The sequence below is a fragment of the Brevibacterium sp. JSBI002 genome (assembly GCF_026013965.1).
Classification (GTDB): Bacteria; Actinomycetota; Actinomycetes; order Actinomycetales; family Brevibacteriaceae; genus Brevibacterium.
The window spans coordinates 2,854,110-2,878,107 of sequence record NZ_CP110341.1; the positions used below are offsets into that span (position 1 = coordinate 2,854,110).

19 protein-coding genes are annotated in these 23,998 nt (G+C 65.1%); 9 read left to right on the top strand and 10 right to left on the bottom strand.

Features of this window, described 5'->3' with window-relative positions:
• The first annotated feature begins 202 nt into the window (after window positions 1-202).
• Window positions 203-3,907 carry a choice-of-anchor G family protein gene (locus tag LJ362_RS12950; protein ID WP_264799473.1) on the top strand — a complete coding sequence of 1,235 codons (3,705 nt, stop codon included), beginning with the start codon at window positions 203-205 and terminating at the stop codon, window positions 3,905-3,907.
• A 165-nt stretch (window positions 3,908-4,072) separates the two neighbouring features.
• On the opposite strand, the gene LJ362_RS12955 is transcribed toward LJ362_RS12950, so the two are convergent.
• Entirely contained in the window at window positions 4,073-5,602 is a 1,530-nt protein-coding gene (locus LJ362_RS12955) for a deoxyguanosinetriphosphate triphosphohydrolase family protein (protein ID WP_264799474.1), read from the bottom strand.
• Window positions 5,603-5,767: 165 nt separating this feature from the next.
• Between LJ362_RS12955 and LJ362_RS12960 the strand changes: the two genes are divergently transcribed.
• Complete coding sequence (locus tag LJ362_RS12960; protein ID WP_264799475.1) at window positions 5,768-5,947, top strand: hypothetical protein; 180 nt, start codon at window positions 5,768-5,770, stop codon at window positions 5,945-5,947.
• Window positions 5,948-6,040: 93 nt separating this feature from the next.
• On the opposite strand, the gene LJ362_RS12965 is transcribed toward LJ362_RS12960, so the two are convergent.
• Entirely contained in the window at window positions 6,041-6,730 is a 690-nt protein-coding gene (locus LJ362_RS12965; RefSeq protein WP_264799476.1) for a peptidyl-tRNA hydrolase, read from the bottom strand.
• A 182-nt stretch (window positions 6,731-6,912) separates the two neighbouring features.
• Here LJ362_RS12965 and LJ362_RS12970 point away from each other — a divergent pair, with 182 nt between their 5' ends.
• Window positions 6,913-7,974: an alpha/beta hydrolase fold domain-containing protein gene (locus LJ362_RS12970; protein WP_264799477.1), complete on the top strand. Its 1,062-nt coding sequence runs from the start codon at window positions 6,913-6,915 to the stop codon at window positions 7,972-7,974.
• Window positions 7,975-8,020: 46 nt separating this feature from the next.
• Here LJ362_RS12970 and LJ362_RS12975 read toward each other — a convergent pair whose 3' ends face one another.
• The gene (locus tag LJ362_RS12975; protein WP_264799478.1) at window positions 8,021-9,004 is read right to left on the bottom strand and encodes a YihY/virulence factor BrkB family protein; all 984 of its coding nucleotides are present in this window, start codon (window positions 9,002-9,004) and stop codon (window positions 8,021-8,023) included.
• 26 nt (window positions 9,005-9,030) lie between these two features.
• On the bottom strand, window positions 9,031-10,116 hold the full coding sequence (locus LJ362_RS12980; RefSeq protein ID WP_264799479.1) for an AI-2E family transporter: 1,086 nt from the start codon (window positions 10,114-10,116) through the stop codon (window positions 9,031-9,033).
• Between the two features lie 142 nt (window positions 10,117-10,258).
• Between LJ362_RS12980 and LJ362_RS12985 the strand changes: the two genes are divergently transcribed.
• From LJ362_RS12985 to LJ362_RS13000, 4 genes are all read left to right on the top strand, one after another.
• Window positions 10,259-11,344 (top strand): phosphatase PAP2 family protein, encoded by a 1,086-nt coding sequence (locus LJ362_RS12985; RefSeq protein ID WP_264799480.1) that lies wholly within the window; start codon window positions 10,259-10,261, stop codon window positions 11,342-11,344.
• Between the two features lie 130 nt (window positions 11,345-11,474).
• Window positions 11,475-13,274 (top strand): DEAD/DEAH box helicase, encoded by a 1,800-nt coding sequence (locus LJ362_RS12990; RefSeq protein WP_264799481.1) that lies wholly within the window; start codon window positions 11,475-11,477, stop codon window positions 13,272-13,274.
• 87 nt (window positions 13,275-13,361) lie between these two features.
• A complete protein-coding gene (locus LJ362_RS12995) occupies window positions 13,362-14,828 on the top strand; it encodes a cryptochrome/photolyase family protein (RefSeq protein WP_264799482.1) in 1,467 nt (488 codons plus the stop codon).
• On the top strand, window positions 14,825-15,691 hold the full coding sequence (locus LJ362_RS13000) for a hypothetical protein (protein WP_039206977.1): 867 nt from the start codon (window positions 14,825-14,827) through the stop codon (window positions 15,689-15,691). The genes LJ362_RS12995 and LJ362_RS13000 overlap by 4 nt, the downstream gene beginning before the upstream one ends.
• Before the next feature lie 22 nt (window positions 15,692-15,713).
• Here LJ362_RS13000 and LJ362_RS13005 read toward each other — a convergent pair whose 3' ends face one another.
• On the bottom strand, window positions 15,714-17,258 hold the full coding sequence (locus LJ362_RS13005; RefSeq protein ID WP_264799483.1) for an SDR family oxidoreductase: 1,545 nt from the start codon (window positions 17,256-17,258) through the stop codon (window positions 15,714-15,716).
• 94 nt (window positions 17,259-17,352) lie between these two features.
• A complete protein-coding gene (locus tag LJ362_RS13010; RefSeq protein WP_264799484.1) occupies window positions 17,353-18,393 on the bottom strand; it encodes a Vms1/Ankzf1 family peptidyl-tRNA hydrolase in 1,041 nt (346 codons plus the stop codon).
• 181 nt (window positions 18,394-18,574) lie between these two features.
• Between LJ362_RS13010 and LJ362_RS13015 the strand changes: the two genes are divergently transcribed.
• Window positions 18,575-19,540 carry an NADP-dependent oxidoreductase gene (locus LJ362_RS13015; RefSeq protein WP_264799485.1) on the top strand — a complete coding sequence of 322 codons (966 nt, stop codon included), beginning with the start codon at window positions 18,575-18,577 and terminating at the stop codon, window positions 19,538-19,540.
• A 107-nt stretch (window positions 19,541-19,647) separates the two neighbouring features.
• Here LJ362_RS13015 and LJ362_RS13020 read toward each other — a convergent pair whose 3' ends face one another.
• Window positions 19,648-19,821, bottom strand: a complete 174-nt coding sequence (locus LJ362_RS13020) for a hypothetical protein (protein ID WP_264799486.1) — start codon at window positions 19,819-19,821, stop codon at window positions 19,648-19,650.
• Between the two features lie 167 nt (window positions 19,822-19,988).
• Here LJ362_RS13020 and LJ362_RS13025 point away from each other — a divergent pair, with 167 nt between their 5' ends.
• Window positions 19,989-20,219, top strand: a complete 231-nt coding sequence (locus LJ362_RS13025; RefSeq protein ID WP_264799487.1) for a hypothetical protein — start codon at window positions 19,989-19,991, stop codon at window positions 20,217-20,219.
• Window positions 20,220-20,313: 94 nt separating this feature from the next.
• On the opposite strand, the gene LJ362_RS13030 is transcribed toward LJ362_RS13025, so the two are convergent.
• Genes LJ362_RS13030 through LJ362_RS13040 form a run of 3 tightly spaced genes read right to left on the bottom strand, consistent with a single transcriptional unit; the run spans window position 20,314 to window position 23,968 of the window.
• Complete coding sequence (locus LJ362_RS13030; protein WP_264799488.1) at window positions 20,314-22,101, bottom strand: ABC transporter ATP-binding protein; 1,788 nt, start codon at window positions 22,099-22,101, stop codon at window positions 20,314-20,316.
• The gene (locus tag LJ362_RS13035) at window positions 22,101-23,018 is read right to left on the bottom strand and encodes an ABC transporter permease (RefSeq protein ID WP_264799489.1); all 918 of its coding nucleotides are present in this window, start codon (window positions 23,016-23,018) and stop codon (window positions 22,101-22,103) included. The genes LJ362_RS13030 and LJ362_RS13035 overlap by 1 nt, the downstream gene beginning before the upstream one ends.
• Window positions 23,015-23,968, bottom strand: coding sequence for an ABC transporter permease (locus LJ362_RS13040; RefSeq protein WP_264799490.1), 954 nt, complete (start codon window positions 23,966-23,968; stop codon window positions 23,015-23,017). The genes LJ362_RS13035 and LJ362_RS13040 overlap by 4 nt, the downstream gene beginning before the upstream one ends.
• Window positions 23,969-23,998 lie beyond the last annotated feature (30 nt).

A 23,998-nucleotide genomic window follows, 5' to 3' on the forward strand; every position in this document is an offset into this window, starting at 1 on the left:
AAACGAGTCTTGCCGCTGCGGACATCCGTACCAGCCATCAGAACCTACCTCGGCGTAACTATAACGACGAGGTAACTTTTCGTGTGATCTACTGATTACTTTTTGATTACTCCGTAACGTTGTGAGCGTCCTGTCAGGAAACTGCCTGTTTCCGTCCAGGCGGCGCCTGGGCCTGATCAGGGTCTGAACGATCTGGAGAACCATGAGAATACTGAGAGGCCGGCCCGGAACCGGTCGAAAGGTTGCAGTAGGCACAGTCGCCGCCGCGTCGGCGCTGGCTCTGACTGCAATGACCGTGTCCCCTGCGGCGGCCGCTGGCCGACCCGACAACGGCCCCCAACAAGACGCTGAGGCGTGGGGCCAGCTGATCCAGTCCGAGCTTCTTGGCGGACAGCTCGCCGACGTGGCTTCTGCCTACAGCAGCTCGCCGGGCAGCACCGAGGCCTCCTCGACCCCGCTCGACGTCGAAGCGCTCAACGCACTGCGGCTCGACCTCGGCGAGGGCCTTTCACTTCCGCTGGTTAGTGACGCAGACGGTGGCGGATTGCTGCACCTCGGCAACGCCGGTGCCCTGAATGCCTACGGTCACGCACCGCAGTACAACGACGCGAAGGCCAGCGCCGGCGCCGTGGGGTCTGACGGTTCCCTCAACCTCGACGACATCAACAATGGCGACTACGGCAATGCAAATGTCGACCTGACTGCGGTCCTCGGGCAGCTCGGACTGGACGGAGTCACCGATCAGGTCGTCGACGACCTCAGCCTCGAGCTCGGCGCGATCGCGTCGACTGCCAACAGTAACGGCACGGACTACACTCCGGAGTACGTCGTTGCTGACGGCACGCTGACCGTTTCGAGCCCTGCTGTCGAAGGCATCTCCGACGCACTCGATACCGTCGTCGACGGAACAGGCGGCACCCTCGAAGAAGTCATCGGAGACGAAGGCCTCCTCAATCAGCTCGCCAGCATCGGACTCGATGTCGACCTCGGCCGAGTGGGCCGAATCGCCATCGGCGGCGACAATGCAAAGGTCTCGGTTGAAGTCCGCGACGCGCTCAACAGCGTTGTCGAAAACGTCGTCAAGGAGAAGCTCGAAGACAAGTCCGGAATCGTCTCGATCGATCTGGCCTCGGGCAAGATCGCTATCGACCTGGCCAAGGTCGTCGAAGGTGGCAACGGCGAAGACCTCAACGGACTGGATCCGAACACGCAGGTACTGACTTCGGATACGATCTCAAAGATCACAACCGCGGTCGCCGACGCACTCGGGGAGCTGACAGGTACTCTCACCGACACCCTCACCGATGCGCTCAACAATGTGCATCTCAAGATCGAGCTGCCAGCAGAGATTCGAGCCCTCCTGCCGCTCGCCAAGGGCGAGATCGTCATCGACGCCACGCTTGGTCAACTGGCTGGCACTGATGACACTGATCCAAAGATCTCGACCACGCTGGATCTGCTCGGCATCATTCCGTTGGGCGAACTCCTGAATCTCATCACCGAGCCGGTACTTGACGCTGTTCTCGGGATCACAAAGCCGGTCATCGGCGGAATCCTCGAATCCACTGCCGAAGAGGTCTCGGGGGCCGTCACTGGCGTCATCGACCCGGTCCTCAGCTCGCTCGATCCGGTTTTCGAAGCCCTCAATGAGGTCGTCGATCTCACGATCAACGAGCAGTCACCAGTGCCAGCCAAACCGGAGGGCGCTAGCGCTCAGTCTGCGCTTGACAACAGCTACGTCGACGGCGAAAACGGCGACGGTTTCACCGTCAACGCCGTGAGCCTGGAACTGCTTCCTGCAGCGAATGCCATCGACATCAACCTCGCGTCGTCCTCGGTGCGTGCAACCGCTGAGGCTCCCGAGGAACCAGGCGATGACGATGTGAACACCAACGCAGCAGCTTCTGCAGCCGCATCAGCGACCGCTGATGACGACAGCAATGCCGCCGCTGAAGCAGCATCGGAAGCCGCCGCAATGGCGGATGCCACCACGGCGGCCTCCGCAGCAGCAGAGGTTGACGCGACCGCTGCCGCCGATTCGGCTGCGACAAAAACGGCCTCCTCCGACACCACGGCAGACGCCAGCTCCGATGAGAACGCTTCGTCGACCGCAGCGTCAGAAGCCGCCGCCAATGCCGACAATTCGGATTCGACGAATGCTGACACTTCAGCGGCCGCCGATGCGGACCCTGCGGCAGCAGCAGCCGTCGCATCCAACGCAACTTCGTCTAGCGATGCTTCGGTAGCGGCAGCCGCCGATGCCGATGCTGGCACCGACCCCGACGCCGCGACCGACCCGGATGCTTCGGCAGCCGAGGAAGCCGACACGAACACCAACGCGTCAGCTTCCGCAGCAGCTTCGGCCCAGGCGGATGACGACAACAACGCAGCAGCCGAGGCGGCAGCAGTAGCCGCTGCCGACGCTGACGCGAACGACACCGCATCCGCAGCAGCCAACGAAAACGCTGAAGCTGCCGCAGAAGCAGCAGCCGAACAAGAAGCCTCCACGACGACATCAGCCGATGCCACCGAAGAGGCCAACTCATCCGCACAGGCAGCAGCCACAGCAGCCGCCAAGGCAGACAACTCGGACGACACTAACGCCGCCGCAACTGCAGAAGCGGACGCCGATCCTGCCGCATCTGCCAGCACGGCAGCCACGGCAGACTCGTCCAGCGAGGCTTCTGCAGAGGCAGCCGCTAACGCCGATGATTCGACGATTGCCGATGCGTCTCAGGACACCACGGCTGATGCGAATGCCTCCGCATCTGCTGCGGCTTCGGCTCAGGCGGATGACGACAACAACGCAGCAGCCGAGGCGGCAGCAGTAGCCGCTGCCGACGCTGACGCGAACGACACCGCATCCGCAGCAGCCAACGAAAACGCTGAAGCTGCCGCAGAAGCAGCAGCCGAAGAAGAAGCCTCGACCACGGCATCGGCAGATGCCACCGAAGAGGCCAACTCATCCGCACAGGCCGCAGCCACTGCAGCCGCCGATGCGACTGACGAAGATACCGCCAACGCCGACACCACAGCGGCAGCCAATGCCGACTCGGCAGCAGCCGCATCGGTTGCAGCGAACGCGGATTCCTCGAATGACGCGTCAGCTGAAGCAGCAGCGGAAGCCGATGCTTCGGCAGCCGAGGAAGCAGACGCGAACACCAACGCGTCGGCCTCCGCAGCAGCTTCGGCAGATGCTGATGAGGACAACAACGCAGCAGCCGAGGCAGCGGCAGCAGCCGCCGCGGACGCTGACGCCAACGACACCGCTTCTGCAGCGGCCAACGAAAATGCTGAAGCCGCCGCAGAAGCAGCAGCTGAAGAGGAAGCCTCGACCACGGCATCGGCAGATGCCACCGAAGAGGCAAACGCATCGGCACAGGCTGCCGCTACCGCAGCGGCCGATGCCACCGATGAGGCCTCGGCAAGCGCTGACACCACCGCAGCGGCAGACGCCGACACTGCGGCGGCCGCAACCGCGGCCGCCAACGCTGAAGCGTCGAGCGCAGCCTCGGCGGAAGCCGCTGCCAACGCCGACGGAGCTGAGGCCAGCGCTTCCACCGACGGTGACGAAGCAAACGCTTCGGCCGACGGCGGCGCAGCCAGCGCTTCGGCTGACGGTGACGAAGCAAACGCCAGCGCTTCGAGCGATTCCGAGAAGGCCGCCTCGGCGAACTCCTCAGCTTCGTCGAACGCCGGATCGTCGTCCGACAGCGGATCACATGCCGGTTCAAGCACCTCGGCCGGTTCGAGCACGAACGCCTCGGGCAATGCCGGTGGCGACCTGCCGCGGACGGGTGCCGACGGCCTCCCGGCCATGGTCGGATTCGCCGCACTGCTCCTCGCCGGCGGCGCAGCAGCGGTGTGGGCAACCCGCCGTTACCGCTCCTCGGGCGGTAAGCACTGAGGGTGACCCAGCTCAGTCACTGAGCTGACGCCACAACGGCGGGGTCGGAGTGAGAACTCCGGCCCCGCCGTTTGCATGCCCGTCGTTTCCTGACCGCTGACAACGGGCTGCGGCTTCGACCGCAGGTCAGGGATCGCGGGGAGCCCCGACCCCAACGCACGAGACCTACAACCCGCGCCCGGCCTCCCACGGCTCTTCCGAGGCACCGGTGATCAGGGCGTTGACCGACATCGCCTGCGCATCGGTGAACGAGGCGATGTAGTCGACAACCGCCCGTGCTCGACCACGCCTTACGATCCCGGCCGCGCCCTCCTCCCCCAGCGCTTCGGGGTTGCGCGCGTACAGATCCGAATACTCCTGCGTGGCCGCCTCGACGGAATCGACCAGACGCCGGGGAATCCGCGTGACTTCATCCGGGTCGAGCAGCCACTCGTGGAATCCCTCGACCAAGGACGCGATGATCCGCGTCTGCCCACGCTGATACACGGCCAGGTCAGACCGTTCGAGCACGAACCGCGAATGCACGAACTTCAGCACCACGACATCGTGCCAAGCCTCCTGGCTCAGCCGCACGTGACCGCTGCGGATATGCGGATCCGGGTCGACGACGATGGAGGCCTGCAACCGGTCGATCCACCGCCGGGTGAACCCGGTGACCGCCCGGTCCGCTTCCAATCCCCCGTCGTAGGGGACGCCGAGGAGTCCCTCGACGAGATCCCGGTTGACCCGCTCCACCGACTCCCGGAACGCCTCCTCCGAGGCAATCCACGGGTCCTTCTCCCCGATGTGTCGCCGTATTGCTTCGAGGGCATGGCCGGGACGGCGCCGATCCAGCTCGGACGAATCGAGCGCCGCCAACTCGCGATGATCGCGCAGCCACCGCCCAAGCTCAGCGGACACAGCCGTGTACTGCAGCACGTTCGACCGGTAGAAGTCGTCCAGGTCGTGCACCGCGTAGGCAATGTCGTCAGCGACGTCCATGACCGCGCACTCGAGCGTCTGCTGATACTTCCCGATCGCCGGGAACGCCGAGAGCACGTCCGCCATCTCTTCGACCTCAGTGTCGTAGGCGGAGAATTTCATGGCGCCCTCACTGACATCGTCGCCGACTCCGCGTGGCATCCGTGCCGCCGACGACGCCCGGTCGCCGGTCCATTCCCCGCGCTCCCACGGGTATTTGAGCACCGCGGCCCGAATCGCACGTGTGAGGTTGAGACCGCGCGCCGTGGCCTCGCAGCTGTCGAGGGCGGTGAGGATCCGAAACGTCTGCGCATTCCCCTCGAACCCGTCCTCGAGGCGCAGCACCTGCCGCGACACCCGGTCGAGTTCCTTCTCGCCGAGGTGGCCGAACGGAGGGTGCCCCAGATCGTGGGCGGCCGCGGCCGCCTGGACGACAACCGGATCACACCCGCCTAGGCGGTTGACCGTTTCCCGAGTCCCTTCGTCAGCGTTGTTCAACGTGATCGCGATCGACCGGGCCACCGCGGAGACCTTGAGCGAATGCGTCAGCCGGTTGTGGATGACGGTACCGGAACCGGCCTGCGGAATGACCTGGGTGACCGAAGCCAGGCGGGAGAAGAACGGGGAGAACCGGATCCGTTCGATATCGACGCGGAACTCGTCCTCTCCGGGGCGGGCCTCCTCGGCGACATTGCGATCGCGACCTCCGGACAAGTGAAATCTCTGTCGTTCCATGAACTCAGACTACCGATTCCGCACCCTGAAGACCCTCTATTGCTACCTGACGGCGGCCCAGCAACCTGGCGCCAGGTTGCTGGGCCGCCGTCAGGTAGCAATAGGGGCCCTTGAGACTCAGTTCACAGCATCGTATGGTGAGGATACCTGTAGGAGGTGGTCACGATGACCGGAGTCAATGAAGATTTCTACCAGCCAGCGACCCAACCTGGTGACATCATCGAAGTCAAGGACGAAGAGACCGGCGAGATGGTCAAACACATCATCTACCTCGACGAGTTCGGCAACGGCACGAAGACGCGACCGCTGACCGAGGACGAGCTCAAAGACCTCGACAACGTCTGAGTCACCCCTCGCCGAGGCGGCTCCCCCACTTACCGTCCCACCGCCGATTCGTGTGGTGCAGGGCAGGGTGAGCCGCCCGGCGAGCGGGCTGGTTCACCACCGGGCGCGGACGGTTTCGGTCGGCCCATCGACTTCCGTGAAGCCGGCGTCGACGACGCTGACCTGCTGGTCGTTCGCCGCCCACGCGTCCTTCGTCGCAGTCTGCACGCGCAGGCTGAAACCGGACTCGCGCCAGCGCTCTCGCACGTCGTCGGGCATCTGCTCGAACGCCAGCTGCGCGGCGTGTCCGCATTGCGCGGCGGCCTTCCCGGTCGTCAGCGTCAGCTCGGGTGAGAGTTCGATGGTCACGACCGCCTCGGCGGCGGGGATCGAGGATTCGCCCTCATCCGGGAATTCGGTGCCGCCGACCTGCAGCTTCTTCAGCTCATGCGGCAGGGGTTCGACGGGGCCGGGTGCGAAGACGAACGCCTCGGCGGGAGCGAAATCGTCGGTGCCGCCGAAGGTCACGCTCACGCACCCGAGTGCCCGTGCGTCCTCGAGTTTCTTCCCGTCGCCACGGCGCACGACCTTGCGGATCGCTCCGTCACGCCAGTATTCGACGGCCTCATTCCAGTCCCCGCCCGGCTGTGAGCGCGGATCGTCGAGGAAGGTCACGACAGCACGAGAGGTGGCCTCGAGGACATCGATGTGGCGAGCGATGGCGGTCTTGGACCGGCGCACGACGATCGGCAGTGACCAAGGGATTTCGTGGTCGGTCTCGTGCCTGCGCATGTGTTCGGTCAAGGGTTGGCTCCTACAATGTCTTCGGCGGTGAAGGACTGGTGTCACAGTCCCCCTGTCATAACAGCGTCGAGCGGCGGATATTCCGGATCTTCGCAGGTGAGTCCTACCGTGGCCGCCGCCGCTGGCCTCGCTAAGCTGGGAATCAATGCCGCCGACCAAGAATGAGGCTGATGATTCCCGGCGTGACCGTCGACCCCGCGCTCACCGAAGCGCTGCTGGCCACCATCCCTGCCGACATCGTGGCATCGATGTCGCCACAGATGCGCGAGGTCATGGCCGTCCAGGCCACTCGGGCCGACGAGTGCCGCCGAGCCGGCGAGGCCTGCGCCGCTGCCGCCGGTGACCTCTCCCCTGCCGCTCGATCCTTGGCCGCCAAACGCGCCGAATACCGGACCGAACGCACGCTGTGGAACGAAGGTGGCCCAACCATGGCCCGCACGGATGATCACCACATCCGCACCGCCGGGATCGACGTTCCGATCCGCATCCATCGCCCCACCTCCGAGGCGGTCCTTCCCGGGCTCGTGTTCCTCCACGGCGGTGGGTTCAGCCTCGGCGACCTCGATACACATGACCGGATCATGCGCGTGCTCGCCGCGGCCGGCGGCTTCGCCGTGATCGGAGTCGACTATTCGCTGTCGCCGGAGGTGAAGTTCCCGCAGGCACTGCACGAGTGCGCCGGGGTCGTTGACCACCTCGCCGGCCACGGTGAGGATTTCGGCATCGACGGCGCACGCCTGGCCATCTCCGGGGATTCGGCTGGGGCGGTTCTCACCCTCGGCGCAGGTCTGCTTCTGCGCGATGAACCGGAGACCATCGGGGCGAGTCCCGCGAGCTTCTCGGCTCTGCGCGCCCTCCTGCCCATCTACGGCAGCCACGGTCTCATCGACTCGGCCAGTCGCAGGCTCTACGGCGGCGACTGGGACGGCATGGGCATCCACGACCTCAGCAACCTCCTCGACGACTACCTGCCGACCCCGGAGGACGAACGTTCACCGTTCGTCGCGCACCTCACCGCCGATCTCTCCGGTCTGCCCCCGGTGTTCGTCGCGGCCGCCGGGCTCGATCCGCTGCGCGATGACAGCCGGGCATTGGCCAGGACCCTGCAGCGGGCAGGCAACGACGTCCGCTTCGAGGAGTATCCGGATGTGCTCCATTCGTTCCTCCACTTCGGTCGGATCCTCGACGACACAACCACGGTGCTCCACAACGCTGCGGCTTTCGCTGCACACCATCTGAACTGATTCGTGCGGTCGGCGCCCAGCGGGCGCGGACGAAACGGGTTTCCGGTCAGCGGCCCGTGACCTGGTTCCTTCGCCCAGGGCTGCCGTGAGTGCCGTCACCAGGGTGGCCCTGGCTGCTGTGACTGCTGTCAGCAGGACGCTCCTGGCTGCCGCGATCCGAACGACCGCCTCCCCTCGGCCGTCGGAACAGCACGTCTGCGTCACCGTCGGACTGCCGTTGCCGCTCGCGTTCGATCTCGGCGTCGAACTCGGCGCCGAGGAGCAGCGAGAGGTTGACCATCCACACCCAGGCGAGCCCGACGATCACTCCCCCGATCGACCCATAGGTGACGTTGTAGCTGCTGAAATTGTTGATGTAGAGCACGAAGCAGGCCGACACGGCAAGCAGCACGAGCAGCGCGACGAACGCACCGAGGCTGACCCACCGGAACCTCGGCTGCCTGACGTTCGGGGTCACGTAGTAGAGCAGGGCGATGAGCAGCATGACGAAGAAGACGAAGACCGGCCATCTGACCACGTTCCAGATCAGCAGGGCAACCGCGCCCATTCCGATGAGCTCGCCGAGCGTTTCGGCGATGGGCCCGGACAGCACGAGCAGCAGCCCCAGAGCGGCCAGGACGGTAAGCGTGACCACGGTCATCAGGAGCATGAGCGGCTTGAACTTCCAATACGGTCTGGTCTCCTCGACCCGGTAGACAGCGTTCAGGGCACGACCGAGCGCGCCGATGTATTTCGACGACGACCAGATCGCCAGCAGCAGGCTGCCGATGAGGGTGACTCCGGCCGCAGACGACTCGGTGAGTTCGACGATGAGCGGGCGGATCGCCGTGGCCGCCTCGGCCGAGACTCCGTGGACCAGGGAGAGCACCGCCTTCGTGGTCGACTCGGCTTCCCCGACCACGCCGAGCAGCGACACCATGGCGAGGATCGCCGGGGCAGCAGAGAGCAGAGCGTAGAAGCTCAGCCCGGCTGCTCTGTCGAGGCACTCGTCGTCGAGCAGACGCCGAAGAGCGCCCTTGACGATTCGCACTCGATTCAACCGTGGCCCGGCCCGTCTCAACGCTGTCCCACTCTGTAGTCCTTGGCCGCGTGGATCATCGCATTGAGAGTCGCGATGACCGGCACGGAGAAGAAGGCCCCGGCGATGCCCGCCACCGCTGCTCCCGCTGTCACCCCGAGGATCACAGCCAGGGGGTGGATCTTCACTGTGGGCCCTGTCAGCCACGGCTGCAGAACGTGGCTTTCGAGCTGTTGGACGACGACGACGATCGCGAGCATGATCAGGCCGTGCACCCACCCGTTGAAGAGCAGCGCCAAGCCGACCGCGACCGCTCCGCCCACGATCGCTCCGACGAACGGCACGAAGGCACCGAGGAAGACCACCATGGCGATCGGCACCGCCAAGGGGACGCCGAGGATCAGAGCACCCACTCCGATTCCGATCGCATCGCTGGCCGCGACGACCAGCTGGATCCGAATGAAGTTCGTCAGCGTCTTCCAACCGGCCTCACCGGCCGCGAAGATCCGCGCATGCGCCTTCTTCGGCCAGATGTTGACGACCCAGGTCCAGATGCCGCGCCCGTCGATGAGCGCGAAGAGGGTGACGAACAGGATGATGATGACGCCTTCGATGACATGAGCCGCCGTCGTGCCCACCTCGGCGGCACCGGAGCCGAGACCGGCGGCGTTGTCCTGCAGCCACTTCCCCGAGGAATCGACGAGGTCGTTGAGTTTGGCTTCGGTGATTCCGAACGGCTGCGTGGCCAAGAGCTGCTTCGCCGCGTCCAGGGTCGTCGCCACCTGCTTCTGGATCTCAGGTATCTCACTTCTGATCTGAAAGGTGATGAGGAGGACGAGCCCGGCCAACAGGCCCAGGACGACCACCCACACGGTGACCACCGCCAACCATTTCGGCCACCGATGCCGCTGCAGGAACGTCGACATGGGGACCAGGAGGGCAGAGAGCACGAGCCCGGCCAGGAATGGAACGACGATCTGTGCGACCTGCAGTGCCACGAAGATCGCGACTGTGATTCCCGCGATGATCACCAGCAGGTATCCGGTGAAGCGGGCACCGAGTCTGAGTCCCTCGGGTATCGGGTCATCGCGATTCGGAGGCGCGTTCAATGGACCTTCTGTCATGGACCAACACTAATGCCGCGAGCCGCACAGTGGGTGGACCATTCTGTTCTGGCCCGCCGGCGCGGGCGAGAACGGGGCTCCGGTCAGCCGCCTCCGAGGAAAATCCGAAGATGTACTAAAAGTGAATTACTACGGTATTCCGATGACCAGATTGCGACGTTGGCCCTACACCTTTGCCATGGCGCTCGCCCTCCTCGTCGGAGCGGCCGCCGTGTTCTCGTCCCTCTTCCTCGACCTCCCGCTGCGGGACCCCGACGGCTTCCTCGGTCCCTCATACATCCGTCTGCCTCTGCTGATTCTCGGATTCATCGGCGCCGGGCTGATCGTGGAAACGGTGAGGCGAAACGGGTGGCGAAATCTGCCGACGTCGGTCGTCGACATCGCAAAGAAGGAGTGGAATGCCCACCGGCTGCTGTGCATCGGTGCCGGGCTGCTGAGTTTCTACGTCTGCTACGTCGCCTACCGCAATCTCAAGAGCGTGCTGCCGGTCTACCGCGAGGGCACCCTCTTCGATGAGCAGCTGTTCCGCCTCGACCATTGGCTCGTGGGCGGGAACACTCCGGCCGTGCTCCTGCACGAACTTCTGGGCACCGGCATCGCGGCGAACCTGCTGTCGATCGCCTACCTCGCCTACCTGCCGCTCATTCCGATCAGCCTCGGCGCGGTCCTCGTGCTCAATCGCAGACTCGCCATCGGCGCTTGGTATACGACGATGTTGAGCCTCAATTGGGTGCTCGGCACCGTCAGCTACTATCTCCTGCCGTCGGTCGGTCCCGTGTTCAGCCACGCCGAGGTCTTCCGGGCGCTGCCCGACACCGGAGTCAGTGAGCTCCAGGAATCCCTCATCGACACTCGCCTCGACTACCTCAGCAACCCGATCGGAAGCGATTCCATCCAGGGTGTCGCTGCGTTCGCTTCGCTTCACGTCTCCGTCACCTTCGCCGCAGCACTGTTCATGACGCTGACGAAACAGCATCGCGCCGTCCAGGTGTTCACCTGGATCTTCTTCGGTGTGACGGTCGTGGCCACCATCTACTTCGGATGGCATTACATCCTCGACGACATCGCGGGCATCGGCATCGGCTGGGCGTCGGTGGCGCTCTCCGCATGGGTGACCGGGCACCGCCGAGTTCGCCGACGGCCGGTCGCCGCAGCCTCCGAGCCTGATTCCGCGCCCGCCGCGAAGCCCGCGGATTCTGTCTCACGCGCCGCCGGGGCTATACTGTAATCACCTGCGAACCCGATTTCGGGTTCCCTGCGTCGTCAGGACGCCTCGTCTCTGCAGCTGGGTGATAGCACCCGCGCATTTCCGAAGCCGTTTTCTCTCGGCGATCGAGAGCGCCGACAGCGCTCATTCCATGACCGGAAGCGGCTGCCTGCCACCTATTCACGGCACCGGCACGCCCTCCGGCACGTCGAAGGGCCATCCCATCACTACTTCACAGACACGCACCAATCCCCGCAGCACCCGCACCCACGGAGGCAGCAACCGGAACACCAACACAAGCAGCACCGGCAATCGCGCGAAGAAAGCCGCCTCGGCGCCCACCTCGTTCGCCGACCTCGGTGTTCCCGCCAAGCTCGTCGACTCCCTCGACCGTGAAGGCAAGACCCAGGCCTTCCCCATCCAGCAGGACACTCTGCCCGACACGCTGGCCGGCCGTGATGTGCTCGGCCGCGGAAAGACCGGGTCCGGCAAGACCCTGGCGTTCTCCATTCCGCTCGTCGCTCGCCTGTCCGAATCCGGCAAGGGTTCGCAGAAGTTCCGCCATCCGCGCGGGCTCGTCCTGGCTCCCACCCGTGAGCTCGCCACGCAGATCACCGAGGTCATCGATCCGTTGGCCAAGGCCGTGGGCCTGCGGACGACGACGATCTTCGGCGGCGTCAAGCAGCGTCGCCAGGAGGTCGCACTCAAGGCCGGAGTCGATATCGTCGTGGCCTGCCCGGGTCGCCTCGAGGACCTGCTCCAGCAGGACATCCTCACGCTCGAGAACATCGAGGTCACCATCCTCGACGAGGCCGACCACATGGCTGACCTCGGGTTCCTGCCCGGAGTCACCCGAATCCTCAACCAGACCCCGGCTGAGGGACAGCGGATGTTCTTCTCCGCCACCTTGGACAACGACGTCGACAAACTCGTCCGTCGTTTCCTCCACAACGAGGTCCTCCACTCCGTCGATGAGGCGACCTCCCACGTATCGGCCATGACCCACCACGTGTTCGAGGTGTCGGTCGACGACAAGAACGAACTCGTACACAAGCTCGCCTCCGGCACGGGCCGCCGCATCCTCTTCACCCGCACGAAGCACCGGGCCAAGCGCTTCGCCCGCCAACTCACGGCAGCCGGTATCCCCGCTGTCGACCTGCACGGCAATCTGTCGCAGGGTGCGCGCGACCGCAACCTCGCCGCGTTCACCGATGGTGAGGCGAAGGTGCTCGTGGCCACAGACATCGCCGCCCGCGGCGTCCACGTCGACTCCGTCGAGCTCGTCGTCCACGTCGATCCCCCGACCGAGCACAAGGCGTACCTGCACCGCTCCGGTCGCACCGCACGTGCCGGCAGCGCCGGTGACGTCGTCACGGTGATGACCGCCGAAGAACGCAAGGACACTCAGATCCTCCTGCGCAAGGCCGCCATCAAGGCGACCCCGCAGAAGGTCAACGCAGAGTCCCCCGAGGTGACCGAGCTCGTCGGTGAGATCGCCGAGTTCGTCGCCCCGCAGCCGAAGGAACCCGTCCAGCCGCGCAGGAAGACCGAACCTTCCACGTCGAATGGTCGTTCATCCCGCCGTCGCCGAGGTGGCCGTGGCGGACGCGGCGGAAGCTCGGGTCGCGGTGACGCCGGCAACGGCGGCAGCGACCGCAGCCGTGAGAACTCGGGCGCCACCGGTGGCGGTCGCAGCGGCGAATCGCGTCGCAGCGAGAGCGGCGGCCGCGGCCGGGGCGCCGGGCACACCGGCGAAAGAAATCGTCGTCGCGAGAACTCCCGCGGCGGCCGCTCCGGCAATGGCCGCTCGGGCGGTCAGCGCGCGGAATCTTCGGGTCGTCAGCCGAGCAGCCACCGCGCGTCCGAATCCCGCGGCACCAGTCCCGAGACTCGTCGCCGCAACCGCACCCGTGCCGGAGGCTCGCAGCAGGTCTACTCGACCAGCAGCTGACGTCCTCACAATCCAGTAACCCTGCTTGGCTACTACACTTTGGTGTAAATGCCGACTGGGCGAACCAGCTGTGAGAGGAGTCTGCCGATGAGCCACGACCGCGAGTCCCTCACCCTCGTCTGGTTCCGCGACGACCTGCGCGTCGAGGACCACGAGGCCCTGACAGCGGCCTGCGGCGACGGGCAGGTGATCGGCCTCTGGATCAGAGAGTGCCGCAGCGACGACGGCCTGGGCCCACGCCCGTTAGGCGGGGCGGCCCGGTGGTGGGCGCACGAATCGCTGCGCGTCCTGGAGACCGAACTCGCACAGCTCGGCATCCCGCTGCTCTTCGCAGCAGGCTCGGCCGCCGACATCGTCCCGCAGGCGGCTGCGGACCTGAAAGTCGATGCTGTGCGCTGGTCGCGCCGTTATGCGCCGGCTGCACGTCGCCTCGACGCGCAGATCAAGACGGACCTGGCTGATGCCGGTCGTGCCGTGCACTCCCATACCGGCGCGCTGCTCGTCGAGCCTTGGACGGTCAGCCCTCAGGGCGGTGACTTCTACAAGGTCTTCACGCCGTTCTTCAACGCTGTGCGCGATCGCAGCGTCGGCGACAGCCTCCCGGCGCCGCGCACACAGAGTTCTCCGACGAAGGCCCAGCGACAGGCTTTCGCCGGGCACTCCTGGGTGCGCGACCTCGACGATCTCGGTCTTCTCGACGGGACCGACACGGGCTCGGGCAGCTTCGCCTCGGCGAGGACTCCACAGTGGTGGCGGACGACCGTGGCCGGGCATTGGAACCCCGGGTGCAGGGAAGCGGCCCGTGAGCTCGACTGCTTGAGCGACGGGCTCGACGGCTACGCAGATTCTCACGATGTCCCCGCAGACCCTGACAGCACGTCAGGCCTGTCGCCGCGACTGCGCTTCGGCGAACTCTCCCCCCGCCAGCTGCTGGCAGCGGCCCTGGACATACCGGAGGTGAGGGACGATGATCGGCAGGCTTGGATCCGGCAGCTCTACTGGCGGGAGTTCTCCTGGCACCTGACCTATCACCTGCCGGCCGTCGAATCCGAACCGATGCGACCTGAATTCGCGTCCTTCCCCTATGAGGACGACCCCGAGGCACTCGACCACTGGTGCAGCGGCACGACCGGGATCGACCTCGTCGATGCCGGCATGGCTCAGCTGTGGCAGACCGGATGGATGCACAATCGAGTGCGGATGGCCACGGCGAGCTTTCTCACGAAGAATCTGCTGATCCACTGGTGGCACGGCGAGCAGTGGTTCTGGGACACGCTGGTCGACGCCGATGAAGCCAACAACCCGGTCTCGTGGCAATGGGTGGCCGGGTGCGGAGCCGATGCGGCTCCATATTTTCGGATCTTCAATCCCGAACGCCAACGTGAGCGTTTCGATCCCGACTACGAGTACGTGGGCAGGTGGTTGGGCCGCGGTCCGGGCGGTCTCTCTCGGGCGGAACGCTCGCAGGGTGATCTCGAGCCGATCGTCGATCTCAAGGCATCGCGCCAGGCGGCATTGGCCGCCTATGACCGGATGAAGAGTGGGGCGAAATGAGCACGACGAACGGACGCAGGATTCTCATGGCCGGGTGCGGAGACCTGGGCACACGGCTGGGCCTGCGACTGGTCGACCAGGGGCACCGGGTGATCGGACTGCGCCGACGCGTCGCCGAACTGCCCGACGCCTTTGAGACGATCAGTATGGACCTCTCCGGATTCGGAGCTCCCGGCCGCGATAGGGTCGATGCCGCGGACCGCAGCGATCCGCGACTGGACGCACTCGATGCGGTCGTGATCACTCTGACTTCGGACGAACCGACTCGGACCGGATACGAACGGGCCTACCTCCACGGGCTGAGAGGTCTCGCCCGCGTGCTCGGGTCACAGCCGGGCCGAGTCGTCCTGGTTTCCTCCACGCGTGTCCTTGCAGAGGACCCGACGCGTGTGATCACCGAAGACGCTCCACTTGCCCCAGGGTCCGGGCCGGGTGAGGTCCTCGCTGCGGCCGAGTCCGAGGCGGCCGAGCTCTTCGACCACCTCACGATCGTCCGCCCGGCTGGTATCTACGGACCTGGCCGCACCCGCCTCATCGACTCCGTGCGACGCGGCCAGCGGTTCAACCATCAGCGGTGGACGAATCGCATCCACCGAGACGACCTCGTTCGCGGCCTCGAGCGCTTGGCACTTGGCTCGGAACCGCCGGACCTGGTCCACGCTGTCGATTCGCTTCCTGCTCAGATGGGCGACGTCGCCGCCTTCATCGCCGGCCGCCTCGGCGTGCCCGTCCCCGGCCATGCCGACGACGAGAAGCCGAGCGGCAAACGGATCGACGGAACTCGCTTCGGCTCGCTCATGGGCGAACTCGGCTACCCCACGTACAGGCACGGCTTCGCTTCGATGCTGACGACAGCCCCCTGATCATCACCAAAACCGGGAAAGTTCAGGCTCGGCGCCGCGCCTCGGCTGCGATGTTCTTCGCCATGGCGGGAAAGATGAAGCGATGAAACGGGGCGACGAGGGCCCAGTAGATGCGGCCTCGCACTCCAGTGGGGATGAAGGTCGCCGTCTGGTGATACTCACAGCCTTCGACTGAGTCTGTCAGAGCGAATTCGAGCCACGCGTGACCGGAGACCTTCATCTCGGCGCGCAACAGAAGACGAGAGTTCGGCTCCAGCTGTTCGACTCGCCACCAGTCGACGGGATCGCCGATGCGCAGGCTGTCGGGCAGCCGTCGGCCCCGGTTGAGGCCAGCGCCTCCGACTGCTTTGTCCCAGATCCCACGAATCTTCCATGCCAGCGGCCACGAGTACCAGCCGTTGGTCCCACCGATCCCCTCGATCACAGGCCACACCTCGGCGGCGCTGACACCGCTGATCGTCGTCGACCGTTCATCGGTGTAGATGCGCCGGCCGGACCACTTCGGATCGCTGGGCGACGGCTGGGCCGCCTCGTCGAGCTCTCCGGCGTCGGCGTCCCAGTTCGTATCCACGGCACCTTCGATTTCACGGCGCAGGGCGAGTCGGACGGCGTCTGCGAACCCGATGAGCCCGGACTCGGGCGGCGGAATGACCGCATCGACGTCCTGATCCGAGGCCACAGCATCCTCCTGCAAGGATTGCACGAGCGGCAAGGTGAGGCTGAACGGCAGCGGGGTGACCAACCCGACCCAGATGCCTGACAGCGTCGGTGCGGGAAGAGGCAAAGCGATGACGTGGCGGGGCTTGAGCCCTGCGACGGCAGCAAAGGTACGCATCACGTTCGCATAAGTGAGGATCTGACGTGAACCGATGTCGAAGGACCGGTTGACCGCCTCCTGCACATCGGCCGCGGAGAGAAGATAGTAGAGAGCGTCACGAACCGACAGCGGCTCGACGCGGTTGGACACCCAGTCCGGTGCCGGCATCCAGCGCAGGGTCGTGGCGAGGTGGCGGATCATCTCGAACGAAGCCGATCCGGAGCCGATGATGATGCCGGCGTTGAAGACGATCGCGTCGACTTCGGAGTCGAGCAGAATCCGTCCGACGTTCGCTCGTGAACGCATGTGCTTCGAGAGCTCACGTCCTTCCGGATGGAGCCCTCCGAGGTAGACGATGCGGCGTACGCCGGCAGATGCGGCCGCGCTGGCGAAGCGCCTGGCCGCCTCGGCTTCGGCTGCCTCGAAGTCCCCGCCGGAGCCCATGGAATGCACCAGGTAATAGACGGTATCGATGCCGCCGAGGCTGTCATCGAGACCGCCACCGGTGTCGAGGTCGACGGTTCTCACGTCGACATCGGCTGCCCATGGAACCTGCTTGAGCTTCTCCGGTCGCCGCACCCCGACCCGAACCTGGTGCCCAGCCTGCAGCAGTCGGGGCACAAGGCGACCGCCGATGTAACCGGTCGCCCCGAGCACGAGCACGCGCCGCGGGGTGCGGCTTCGGCGGATGACTTCGTCGCCGAGCGACTTCGGGTCGGGCGGGGTCGAGCGTTTCGTCGGGCGATTCATCAGGGGATCCTTCCGGCCTGCCGAGATCGGCTGTCACGGACCAACCATACACATGTAACCCATTGAATCCTGCCGACCATCGTATAGCTGCTGCTCAGTCCGCCAGCGCAGCGCCGACGTCGTAGCGGAGGATCGCAGCAATGCCGTCGCTCATCGGATCGTGGCTGAGACCGATCTCAGCTGAGGACAGGATAGCCGCGGAGACGATCTCCGCTTCTCCTGCTGAGGCCTCGGCATCATCGAGCAGAAGGACCGCCACCGCTCCGCGTTCCACTGCCTTTTCGACTTCTGCTCGCCCTTCGACCGCACGGCCGTGAGCTTTGCTTTCGCCCAGACGCTCCGAGTTCTCAGCCTCTCGTTCTTCGGCGAGCCTCGTCACCAACGTCCTGATGGCCACGTCAATCGCCTCTTCGGCACCTTCGTCTTCATCGCCGCCCTCGGAGATCTCGTGAAGCATCTCCTCGGCTCGTGCCGACAGCTCAGCCTTGACGGCGGTTCTGCCCTGCACCTCTCCGGCCAGAACGAGTGCGTCCGACGCGTGGTCTGTGATGAGACGGTCGACGAAGTCGGCGACGCTACGTGCATTGTCCTTGATGATCTCGTCGACACGGCGCCGGATCTGGTTGTGCGAGTATGCTCCTCGCCGCGGCTTGTTGATGTCTTCGTCGTTGTCGCCGGTGACGTGGACCGACTCTTTCTCGGTGCGTTCGCGATCCGGGGTTACGCTCAGCTCACGAATGGCCGCTCCGTCCTGGCCGGCGATGACGAGGACGACATCGAACTGTCTGCACTCCTGTCGGAGGAAGGCTCCAAGCTCCGGCGCCTCGCCGTAGTGGGCCGAATCTCCTTCTCCCAGCGCCGCGTCCCAGTGTTCGTCCAGCAGAACTCCTTGTGAGTTCGCGACGATGGTCCGACCGTCTGTGTGCACCTCGGTGGGTTCGTCGGCGAGGACGATCGCATCGATGGACTCGAGGAGAGACTCCTCTGCCCCGCTTTCGGACAGCTGGTCTCGCAGCTCCGACCACCGCAGGCGCAGCTGCGTATCGGCATCGGCTGATGGGGTTCGTCCTTCAAGGTAGACGGTGGCATATGGCCCGCCGCTCTCGACGACCGTGCGCAAGTGATTGTGGTTCATCCCCTGTTCCTCCTCAGCGTCTGTGGCTGTCTGACCTGCCCCGCGGGCTCGCCGCGCTGAACGCGGTGTTCTCAGCGTGGCATTGTGGGGAGACCGCTGTAAACAGTCTTGACAAACCGGGGTCGGGCACTTATGGAAAAAGTCAGGCCAGCTCCGGCTTCTCAAGTGACACAATGGGAATATGAACACCGATAAGAACACCGAAACGATGATGCGCGCCGTCAGTCAGCAGACTTTTGGAAGCGCCGACGTCCTCGGAATCACCGAGATCCCACGACCGAAGCCCCGCACGAACGAAATCCTTGTGAAAGTCCACGCTGCGGGTCTCAACCCGACCGATTGGAAGCACCGTTCCGGCCACGGCTTCGTCGACGATCTGCCATTGGTGCTCGGCTGGGACGTCTCGGGAGTAGTCGAAGCCGTCGGCATCGGCGTCGCGACGTTCGCGCCCGGAGACGAGGTGTTCGGCATGCTGTCGTATCCGTTCGGACTCGGCTCCCACGCCGAATACGTCGCCGCCCCGGCCAGATTCTTCGCGTCGAAACCCCGATCGGTCGACCATGTGCAGGCGGGAGCACTCCCCCTCGCCTCTCTGACCGCTTGGCAGGCGCTCGTCGACAACGCCGGCTTACAGTCCGGACAGCGTGTGCTGATTCACGCGGCCGCAGGCGGCGTCGGGCACATAGCCGTACAGATCGCGAAATCGCTGGGCGCATACGTGATCGGAACCGCGAGTGCGGCGAAGCACGGCTTCCTGCGCGAGCTCGGCGTCGATGAGGTCGTCGACTACCGTACCGAGGACCTAACCGAGCGAGTGCAAGACGTCGACGCGGTGCTCGACACGATCGGCGGTGACACGGCAATGCGCTCCCTGCACACGCTTCGGAAGGGCGGCTCTCTCGTGTCGCTCATCCCTGTCGGCTCCGCTGATCTCCTTCGCGAAGCAGATCAGCTCGGAGTGCGAGCAGTTCGAATGCTCGTGGACTCCTCGCGCAGCACACTGGAAACCATCTCCGGGCTCGTCGACGACGGTTCACTGCGTGCCGTAATCGCCGGCACTTTCCCACTCTCGAAGGCAGCAGAAGCCCATCGAGAGGGCGAGACCAACCGCACCACCGGCAAACTCGTACTCACAATGGACGAGTAGGCCAAGCGCAATCGGGTCAGTTCCTCAGTCGAAGCGGCACTGTGCTCACTGCCGCGACGCAGGGCCCGGCACCTGTGCATCGGTGTCGGGCCCTGCGATCACGGAAGTCAGTAGTGTGCTGGCGGATCGCTCGCGGGGAAGGACTCTTCCTCCCACTCATCGACCAATTCGTCCTCTTTCTCCTTCGACGCGGACTCCGTGCCGGGCTTTTCCGCAACATCATCCCTGGCTCCCTCGGGGGCCGCTTTCGGATCCTTCTCGTCTTCGCTGAAATCGCTCATCACGCTAATCCCTTCTCTATCGAGTGTACGAACCTATGCTGACACTCTTTGGGCCAACTGGGTAGGGGTGCGGGCATATTGGCATGAGGCATTACGGGGGTGCCGCTCGGCAGAGGCCCCACGTAGACTGATCACCTATCCGCGCTCTCCAGCGAAAGGTGACCAGAATGCCAACCGACGACAACAGCACCGAAGGCAACACATCAGACAGCATGCGCAAAGCTGCGGAGAACCTCGATCACGAGGCCGGAGGTGCACCGTCATCCGAGTACCTCGACAAGGTCGATCCCGACGACTTCGGCCGCAACGATGAAACCGGCGAGGATGAGGACCGCGACGAGGATGGAGCCTCCGACGATAACGCATCAACGATCGACTCGCCCTCAACGGATCGCTGACGACCTTCAGAGCATCGTCGGCTCACAACACAGTTTGGGGCGGATAGCACCTGTTTGAACAGGCGCTATCCGCCCCAACCTGTGCCACAAGCCCTCAGAACTTCGGCACGTCGGCGATCAGCGCCCGCGTGTATTCGTGCGATGGATCCTCGAGCACCGAGGCGGTCGGCCCGTAGTCGACGATCTTGCCCTTGTTGAGCACGGCAAGATTGTCCGCGATATGCCGCGACAGCGCGATGTTGTGCGTGACGAAGAGCATCGCCAGCTGCCGTTCCTCCCGCAGGCTCCGCAGCAGCGCCACGATCGAGGCCTGCACGCTGACGTCGAGCGCCGAGGTGATCTCGTCACAGACCATGACCGATGGCGCGTTGACCAGCGCACGTGCGATCGCTGCCCTCTGCCGTTCACCGCCGGAGAGGTCACCGGGACGTCGGTGATAGAACGTCCGTCCCAGCCGCACGGAATCGAGTGCTTCCTCGACGGTGGCTTTCCGGCTCGCGGCTGTCCCCTGACCGCTCATCTCCAAGGGCACCGTCAGCGACTGCCCGATCGACCGCCGCGGATTGAGCGAGGAGAACGGCGACTGGAACACGTACTGGATGCCCACGCGCTGCTCGTTCGTGCGTTTGCGCGTCGACCGTGCCAGTTCCGTGCCGCGCAGTCGAACAGATCCCTTGTAGTCGTCGTTGAGCCCGGCCACGCACTGCGACAGGGTCGTCTTGCCCGATCCCGATTCGCCGAGCAGCATCGTGCACTCCCCCGGCTCCAGGGTCAGGTTGATCCCGTCGAGGATCTGCGCCTTCCCGTAGGCGAGCGCCACATCCTTGACCTCGAGCAGGGGGGCATTCGCGGCACCTTCGTCCCGCTCCCCCGCCGAGGCGGCTTCCCCGTCCCGTGCGTCACCGTCGGATCCGTGCTCGCCCGAATCAGCGGATGCGCCGGGCTCCCCCGTCGACACGAGGATATGTGTCTTCTCGTCGGCCTCGGCGACGGCTTTCGCTTCCGCGGCCCCGTCGCCGATTGTCTTGCGTCCGGCAAGATCGGGCACAGCCGCCATGAGCATCTTCGTGTAGTCGTGCTGCGGACGTTCGAGCACTGCCGACACCGGGCCCTCTTCGACGAGGTCGCCGCGCAGCATCACAGCCACTCGGTCGGAGATGTCCTTGATCACCGCCAGATCGTGGGTGATGTAGAGACCGGCGACATTGTTCGCCACCGTCATCTGTCGGATCGTGTCGAGCACGACCGACTGCGTGGACACGTCCAGGCCAGTCGTCGGTTCGTCGAGGATGAGTACATCAGGGTACATGGCGAAGGCCATGGCGATGCCGATGCGCTGCTGCTGACCGCCGGAGAGCTGATGGGGCCAGCGTCGCTGATAGGCACGATCCCCGGGCAAGCCGACGTCAACGAGCACCTCTGAAACGCGATCAGCTCGCTCACGATCCGAGGCTCCGAAGTCGTGGATGTCGAGGACCTCCCGGATCTGCTCGCCCACACGCATGGCCGGGTTGAGCGAGAGCGCGGGATCCTGGGGGATGTATGCGATCCGGGATCCGCGCAGATCGCGCAGGGCCACCTCGTCGAGCTCGCCGACCTCGAGGTGGGTGGCGTCCCCGCGCGGCCAGATGCTTACGGACCCGGATCCGAACTTCAGGCCCTCCCGGAAGTGTCCCATGCAGGCCAGGCCAGCCGTAGTCTTACCGGAACCGGACTCGCCGACGAGTCCGAGGATCTCTCCCCGGGACAGGGCGAAGTCGACTCCGTGAAGGATCTCGTCGCCGGCGTTCGTGAGCACACGCAGGTCGGACACGCGCAGGACGATCTTCTCGTTCGGTTCGTTTGCATCATCATGGCGAACGGTCTCTGTCTTCTTGCTCATCAGGCCTCCACTGATGTCGATGCGGTGGCTCGGGCGAAGGAGTCCGCGAGCAGGTTGGTGCCGATCGTCAGCAGTGCGATCGCGATGACCGGCAGCAGCACACCCCAGGGTTGGATGGACAGGGCGATGCGGTTCTCGTTGATCATCAGACCCCAGTCGGCCGCGGGCGGCTGCAGACCGAGTCCGAGGAACGACAGGGAGGCGATGTAGCCGATCGAGTAGGTCAGGCGCAGTCCCGCCTCCACGCTCAACGGCCCGGTGATATTGGGCAGGAGCTCACGGAAGAGCACCTTCCACCGCGGCATCGCGTACATCTCCGCCGCCTTGATGTAGTCCTCGGTGATGACGCCCAGAGTCGCCGACCGTGCCACGCGGGCGATGCGCGGGGCGTGGGTGAGGCCGATGACCGTCACGAGCACCCACCCCTGCGGTCCCAGAACTGTGATTGCCAGGAGTGCGAACACGAGCTGCGGGATGGCGAGGAAGACGTCGTTGATGCGCATGATCACAGCGTCGAACGTCCCGCCGACGTACGCGGCGAGCATACCGATGATCGCACCGACGACCATGCCCAGTGCTGTGGCCAGCGCACCGTAGATGATGAGGGTGAGGCCACCGGCAAGGAACCGGGAGAACACATCGCGGCCGAGGTTGTCCGAGCCGAACAGCCCATAGGGACTGAACGGCTTCGTGACGAATTCGGTGGCGGTGTTGCCCGTCGCCCAGGGCAGCAGCAGCGGTCCGCACAGGGCGAGCGCGACGACGACCACGGTGATGATCAGGCCGATCTTGCCCTGTTTCTGCGCGAGCACCCGCTTGTAGAAGGGAACGTAGGTGGTGGCGGATTCCTTGGGCACCTCAGCGGCATCGGTGGCCGCGGACTTGAGGTCATCAAGACTGTTGGCGTCGGTGCTCATGCTGCGCTCCTGAGTTTCGGGTTGGTGAGGATGCCGACGACATCAGCCGCCAGGTTCACCACGACGTAGACGGCGGCGACGAGCATGGAGATCGCTTGGACGACCTGCACGTCACGGTAGGTCACCGCATCGATGAGTGCTTGGCCGAGTCCCGGATAGCGGAAGAGGAACTCGACGACGACCACGCCGCCGGCCAGCCAGGCCAGCTGGATAGCGACGACCTGAGCGACCGGTCCGAGAGCGTGCGGCACGGCGTGGCGTACGATCACGCGTTTTTCCGGGACGCCCTTGAGCCGCGCCATTTCGACGAATCCGGAGTCGAGGACTTCGATCATCGTCGCCCGCATCATCCGAACGATGTAGGGGGTGACCACGAGGATGAGCGTCAAGGTCGGCAGGATCACCTGTTCCGGCCGGTTCCACACAGGTTCTCCCGGCGGGGCCAGGGTCACGGCAGGCAGGATCTGGAACACCGAGGTCGCGAAGATCGCGATGAGGCCGATGCCGATGACGAACTCGGGCATGGCCGCCAGCACCAGCGAGATTCCGGTCATGGCCTGGTCGCGACGCTTCCCGCGGTGCAGGGCCTGGTAGACGCCGAGGCCGATGCCCAAGGGCACGGAGATGATCGCAGCCAGTCCCATGAGGATGAAGGAAGCCCCGATCCGATCGCCGAGGAGGGCCCCGACCGATCCTCCCGTCGCCGAGGAGGTTCCGAAGTCCCCGACGAAGAGTCCTCCCAGCCACGTGAAGTACCGCTGCCAGGCGGGTTGGTCGAGTCCCAGCTGTTCGTTCAGTGCCGCGATGCGCTCCGGGGTGGCTTGTTGGCCGAGGATCGCCCGTGCGGCATCGCCGGGCAACAGCAGGGTGGCCCCGAAGACGAGCAGGGAGACGGCGATGAGGATGAACGCGGAGAAGAGAAGCCGCTTTCCGATCACTTTTCCGAACATGTCAGACCTCTCCGATCCATACGCGGTCGA